This window comes from Rubritalea squalenifaciens DSM 18772, from assembly GCF_900141815.1.
Lineage (GTDB): Bacteria > Verrucomicrobiota > Verrucomicrobiia > Verrucomicrobiales > Akkermansiaceae > Rubritalea > Rubritalea squalenifaciens.
The window spans coordinates 1-6,927 of sequence record NZ_FQYR01000012.1 but is presented as its reverse complement, the minus strand read 5'-3'; the positions used below and the strand labels follow the sequence as shown (position 1 = coordinate 6,927).

3 protein-coding genes are annotated in these 6,927 nt (G+C 51.2%); all 3 read left to right on the top strand.

Annotated features, from left to right (window positions below; genetic code table 11):
* Positions 1–379: LamG domain-containing protein (locus BUB27_RS18775; RefSeq protein ID WP_143185434.1), on the top strand; the 379-nt coding region annotated here is incomplete at its 5' end.
* A gap of 549 nt (positions 380–928) precedes the next feature.
* Positions 929–1,747 (top strand): YdjY domain-containing protein, encoded by an 819-nt coding sequence (locus tag BUB27_RS18770; protein ID WP_143185433.1) that lies wholly within the window; start codon positions 929–931, stop codon positions 1,745–1,747.
* Positions 1,748–1,801: 54 nt separating this feature from the next.
* The coding region (locus BUB27_RS18765; protein WP_143185432.1) for a cadherin domain-containing protein at positions 1,802–6,927 on the top strand (5,126 nt) is incomplete at its 3' end.

The following is a 6,927-nucleotide window of genomic DNA, read 5'->3' as shown; positions in this document are numbered from 1 at the left end:
ATCCCTCTGGGTGAAGAACGGAGCCACCGGCCAGAACCAGTACGCATCCGTGTTCTGCAACCGTCACCCAAGTGGAGGAGATAGCTTCCAGATCGATATGGGAGACGGCTTCCGCTACAACGGTGGCACGAAGGCCAGCTTTGGTACTGCTCCAGTGGGAACCTGGGTGCATCTTGTAGTAGCGAGTGATGGTACGGATACCAAGCTCTACTACAATGGGACTTTGGCGGCTACGTTGACAGGCATATCCAACGGCGTATTTGAAGGATTTTATCTTGGTGTGAACCGCAACAGTAACAAGCACTTCAATGGATCGGTGAAGGATGTGCGCCTCTATGATCGAGAGGTGGATATTACCGAGTTCTATCCAGCTCCCTAATTTATCGTACTGAGAAGTATCATACGTAAAGTCTGTCTCGCTAAGGTGAGGCAGACTTTTTTGTTAGTTATATATAAAGTCTTGCATTAAGGTGCATCTAACATGCAGGCGAAGTTGGTCCAATGATAGGGTCTAAATGTTTCTGTTTGATTTTTATTTAATAATTTATGTCAGTTTTTGGAGGTTTCTGGTATTCTCGAATCTATACCTGTTTAATAATGTTAGATATATCTAACATTGGTTAATGTGTATTGGTAATACAGGTGATTTTCAGGTGAAATACTTGTGAACTCAAAAAGCCAACTGGTTGGTTCACGTTCCAGTGTTTATAGGGTTTAGAGAGTACTGGTCGGTTAATGGGGGTCGTGTTGGTGAAATAATCTATTGCATCCAGATGAATAGATATTTATGAAATTATCCTATAGCTTGCGAGTTTCCGAACCTTCATAAATTACCCCATTTGAGTATAACTCTAGAGATATTTTTATGAGAGGGGAAAGTGACTCAATGCTCTCAATGGATAAAAATTAACCCTTACCTTTGCTCTCCATGACATCTGCTACGAAACTAACAACATCTCTGATGGGGTGTGCTTTTGTTTGGCTGCTTCCTCAGAGTGGTGTGAGTGAGCCTGAGAGGCAGAGTGTAAAAGTGGATCAGAACCAGCTCTCGAAGTCAGGTAAGTATCTGCCCAATAAACCCAAAGAGGAGTCTAAGGGAGAAGTGCAGAAAGATGGTGAGACTACTTCTCAAAAGCCAGTAGTGAAGTCACTGGGGGGAGGGCGCTACCAGATAGGTAAGGTGATTCTGGATAAGAAGAATCGTGCAGTCCATGTTCCAGCGGAAGTCAATATGACGGAAGGTGTGGTGGAATATATACTGGTGGCGGATTCTGGAAAACTTCACGAGTCTGTTTTCTCTACATCGGCAAAGCCTGCTGATATTCATGTAGCTTGCCTTTTACTGGGTATGAAAGAGCTTCCTGTCGCCCAGTGGCCCAAAAGTTATTTGCAAGCGGATAAGACGAGCCAAGTGGCTGTGGAAATCGTTTGGAAAAGCAACGGTCCACTGAAGCGTCTGCCAGCTACCGAGTGTGTGCTTAGAACGGATTCTGAGCGGCTCGACTCTGGTGGAGTGGGCGGCTTGGCCAGTGGTCATTGGGTGTATTCAGGGTCCAATGTCCGGGGAGGAGCCTTCGCGGCATCAAGCGAGGGGTCCGTCATTTCCATCATCGCTGATGATGCGGCTCTGGTAAACGGCCTGCGTCCTAGGAACCAAGACGACACCCTCTATGCAGCAAACGCTAAGGTGTTACCTAACAAAAATTTCAAAGTGGAGGTGGTGTTTAAACTGCCCGCAAAGAACTAGATCTCATTCCCCCTACTCATATGTCACGCATAACTCATAAACTAACAAAAGAATATGCTCCGCTCTCATGCATACAAAAACCTCAGGACACTGTTGTCTCTGGGACTGTGTACAGTCTCAGGAACAGTATTAGCTAACAATCCGTTCCCTCTGGGCCCGATAGGGGGGACAGCCACAGAAACAGAGGGCACTAGCCTGCTCCGCATCACGGCGGTAGATACTGGTGGTCCAGGCGGTCTAGCCGGACTCCAGATCGGGGATGAGATTTATTCCGTGAACGGAGAGGTGCTCCCGAAAACAGGCAGTCAGTATGGTGATGTCTGGAAAGGGGCTGTCACTACTCTGGGCTATGAAATTGAAAAAGCTCAGGCTTCGGGTGGTTCGCTTACACTGGGCATCATGCGCCAGGGAGTGGGAGCCATGACGGTGAATCTCACCTTGCCCCAAGCGGCGGCCTGGAAGATGAGTTATCCGCTCGGAGATGCACGTGCTGAAGCGTATTACGAGAAGATGTGCGCAGATCTGCACAGCAGAACAACTGCTTCATCTGACGGCAACTTCGGCTACAACTCAGGTACCTTTGGGATGATACTCTTGGCGCATCCTGAGTGGAATAGCACCACGGGAGCCAAGCCATACAGGAATTCTATCAATAAGATCAAAGACCGCTGTGTGGCGCATCTCAATGGAAGGATCTTGGAGCCGGTAGAGTCGTCCGACCCTAACTATGTGAATTCCGGCTTGGAAAACTGGGATATCACCATGAGCGCGATGTTCCTTGGTGAGTATCGTCGTAAAACAGGTGATACCAGCGTTGATGCAGATGTGCAGCGTGCGGCTGAAATGTTGGCTAACAGAATTCAGCATTACGCCCAAACCGATGATGGTGGAACCGTGCACAACAAGCTGGGCCTGATGGGGCACGGTGGTGTGTCCGGGGATTACCCGCACATTGGCATGAGCGGTTTGAATATTATCAACTCCCACACAATGGTGGCTATGGGCGTTCTTAAAGGTGCGGGGGCTGACTTTACCCAGCAAGCTGGTGGAAGCGGCCTCACCATTGATCAAAAATTCCTGATGAACTGGAATTGGCTGAAAAGCACCATGAACGATAGTCAAGGAGATGACGATGGTAACGTGGGTTACGGGTGGAAGCAGGGGGGCTATGATAGTACGGCACGTACATCTGGTGCCGCCATGGGCTATCAAATTTATTTGAATGCCGGAGGTACAGCAGCCACTGCGGATGATATCGACAAGCGTGACCGCATGGAGGCATACTGTGTACGTCAGTGGCAGAAGATGCAGCATGCTCACGCCTACACAGCATCTGGTGTCAGCTTTAACATGATGCTGATGCCTTTCCTGGATGAGCGCTCACGCCGTCACTTCATGGAGAACAATCGCTTTTTGTTCACAATGAGCCAGGACCACAACGGGGAGGTCGACTATTTCCCGGGACGGGGTAACAATGGTGGCGACAGTTATATCGGCTACGATAACGCCAAATATTATATGGGCATGGCTTATGCGTCTATGTCTGGCAACTTACCTAGTTTTCCTGCGGTATCCTCCGAGAGGATCTACGCAAGGCTCGACTCTCATGATAGCTCCTGGCCAGCCCTGGATCACCGGGAAGTGAAGGTGACTGGCTTATCGCAAGCGCTGGATCTAACGATTCTGGATGAGAACGGTGATGCGCTGGCGTCTGGTTACACGGCGACCTGGTCACAGGTGTCTGGATCTGCTGTAACGTTCTCCACAACGAGTGCCGAGGACACGACGGTTACTTTCCCGACGGTAGGTACCTACAGGCTTCAGCTTGATGTGACCTCTGGTACGAAAACCACGACAGAGGTCTATGACTTTGTGGTGAGTGGTGGTGCTGCTCCAGCGGGTTACGCCCAGGGTGCTGCTGATTACGAGGTCTACACAGGGCTCAGTGGTACTGCGGTCACTGATCTGACCTCCGCGGCCAAGTATCCGGAATCGCCGGATGTTACTGGCACGCTTAGTAACGGTCTGGTAGCGACTTACTCTGGTGACAATTACGGCCAGCGTGTGAAGGGGTACATCGTACCTCCGGTGACTGGCGATTACCGTTTTTATATTGCCTGTGATGACGGAGGGGAGTTGCGCCTTAATACAGCAGGTGCAGATCCAGCAGGTGCTACGGCTATTTGTTCCGTGTCCACTTGGACTAATGCTGGTCAGTGGGATAAGGAGGCTGGCCAAGAGAGTGCCTTGATTAGTCTCACTGCCGGGCAGGTCTACTACTTTGAAGCTCTGCACAAGGAGGCTAGTGGAGGAGACCATCTTCAGATTGGTTGGAAGCTGCCATCATCGTCCACCATTGATGTGGTGCCTGCACAGGTTGTCGCACGTGAAGATGTGACAGCGATTGCTTCGCAGCCTGTATCCCGTGTCATAGCTCCGGGCAGTACGGCTGTGCTGAATGTGGGGACTGTCGGTGAAGGCCCGTTCTATTATGAGTGGAAGCTCGATGGTGTCTCTTACTGGGGTGCCAGCGGTTCACCGACTCTAAATATTCCTAACATATCTAAGAGTCTGGAAGGGAGCTACGTCTGCCATATCTATCATCCGGATGGCGTCTTGGTTTCTGATCCCGCCACAATCACTGTGGCGGCTGACTCGACGGTTACTCAAGGTGGATTGAAGCGTGAATGGTGGAATAGTGTCGGTGGTAGTGCTGTCAGTAATCTGACTTCCGATGCGCGTTATCCACTGATGCCTGATTTCACCGAGTTTGTATCCAGCTTTGAGACTGCGAGCGGCTCTGGTGACAATTACGGTGCAAAGTTCAGCGGGTGGATTGTTCCGCCAACGACTGGTGACTACAAGTTCTACATGGCCTCAGACGATGCCTCGGAGCTCTGGCTCAGTACGGATGATGCAGTAGCAAACAAGGTGCGCATCATCAACAAGACAGGCTACAATGGCTATAGATCGTATAGCAATGGTGGTCAATCGGCAGTCGTTTCTCTGGTAGCAGGTCAGCGCTATTACGTGGAGGCCCTGCACAAGGAAGCTGGTGGCGGTGACCACATGTCTGTAGCCTGGCAAATGCCTGGCGGAGCGGTTCCGGCGAACGGTTCCGAGCCGATTGGTGCCGAGTACCTTGAAGGTCTGGTGGATCAGCCTGATCCCTTATACAGTGGTCTGCAGGCTTGGTGGTCGATGGACGAGGGTGCTGGTGCTGTGACCTACGATAAGCTGGGCTCTGCAGCGGATGGTTCAATCCAAGGCGCAGGCTGGACAACAGGTGTGGGGCAGAATGCTCTCGTGTTTGATGGTAACGACATGGTGAGATGCGGTAACAATGCTTCACTCGCTGGAGCGACGCCGTTCACGGCATCAGCCTGGGTCAAAGTGGATGCAGGTAGTACAAGCCAGGGAGTCATTATCCAACAGCGTGCAGCCAATGGATTTAACGGTCAGTTCCAAGTGACTGTCGGTGGCAATGGTACCCTTGGTTTCTACTTGTATGGAAACTCTGCGCAACAGTTCAGCTTCTCAGGTGCGACTGCCATCAATGATGGTCAATGGCACCATGTGGTAGCCAAGCGAGATGGTCAGGGCAATGCCTCCATCTGGCTGGATGGTTTTCTGGATGGTTCGGTGACAGGAACAATCGTGCGTGATCTCGCCTCAGGGATCGATATCGGTATTGGTGCAGATATCCGCGACAACAACAAGTACTTCAATGGCTCCATCGATGAGGTTCGTCTCTATGGCCGTGAACTCAGCTCGGCAGAGATTCTCAGTTTGAGCCAGTTTGGTGGCAACCAGACTCCTGTGATCTATGATGCAACTTACTCTGTGAGTGAAGATTCTGCGTCAGGAACCAGTCTCGGTACGCCGACAGTCCTGGAGCACAATGCAGGGGATACACTCACTTATGCGATCACAGCTGGTAATGCAGGTGGCGAGTTTGCTATCGATAGCGCCACTGGTGAAATCACGACTGCAGCGGCATTCGACTATGAGTCAACCAGCCAGTATGTGCTCACGGTTGAAGTCTCTGATGGTCAATACACGGACTCAGCTTCCATCACGGTGGATGTGGCTGACGCCAATGAAGCTCCAAGTGTGAGTGGCGGCAGTGCGAGTCTGGCGGAAAATGTGGCTGTAGGTACAGCCGTAGCAACCGTGTCTTCGACTGATCCTGATGCAGGTGATAGTGTTACTTATGCCATCACTGGCGGAAACACAGGAGGTGCCTTTGCGATCGATGCAGCAGGTGCGATTACTACGGCTGCGTTATTGAACTACGAATCGACTAACAGCTATAGCCTCACTGTGACGGCTACGGATTCCGGTGGCTTGACAGATACGGCTATCGTAAACGTAACGGTTACGGATGTTGATGAGAGTGCAGCAGGTGGAGTTTCAGCCTGGGAGGAATTCATTGCTGGAGCCTCTACGCCTGCTGTTAGTAAAATGGCAAACGGCTTGGCTGGAAATGCGGTTACCACGGTGGACCTTTCTGCTCTCAGTGACGATGCTACCTACGAGTTCTTTGTCGATGCCGAGGATGCAGGTCAAGGTGCCGTGCATCTCTTGAATGTTGCAGGTTTCAGTAGCTATCGCTTTGAGCAGTGGAACAACTCAGGAAATCTGGGTGTCACTCGTTATGGCGTGTCTGACTATCAGTTTACAGCTGAGTCCGGGCAATCCGTGGCTTCGCCATACGGGGCCTTGCATCACGTAGTCTTCGTGGTGGATGCTACCAATGGAGTGACAAAGGTCTATGTGGATACAGTTCTGGTTGGTACACTCAATCAGGTATTCACTATCAATAGTGCGACCACCACCATTGGGGATGCCTCCATGCGTAGTGATGCCACTACTGGTATCCATGCATTCGCTGGCTATAACTCTGTTCTGGCGGATTCGGAAATCACTGACCGCTACAACACGTGGCAGGGCAACTTCCCGCCTGTAGCCGTTGACTCTACTTTCAGTGTCAGTGAGAACGCCGCAGCAGGTACCTCAGTCGGTACGGTGAGCGCGACTGATCCGGATGCCGGAGACAACCTTGCCTACAGCATCACCGCTGGCAATGGCGGTGGCGAGTTTGCCATCAACTCCTCCACCGGTGAAATCACCACGACCACAGCTCTCGACTACGAGGCTGCAGCCCAGTACGTGCTGAC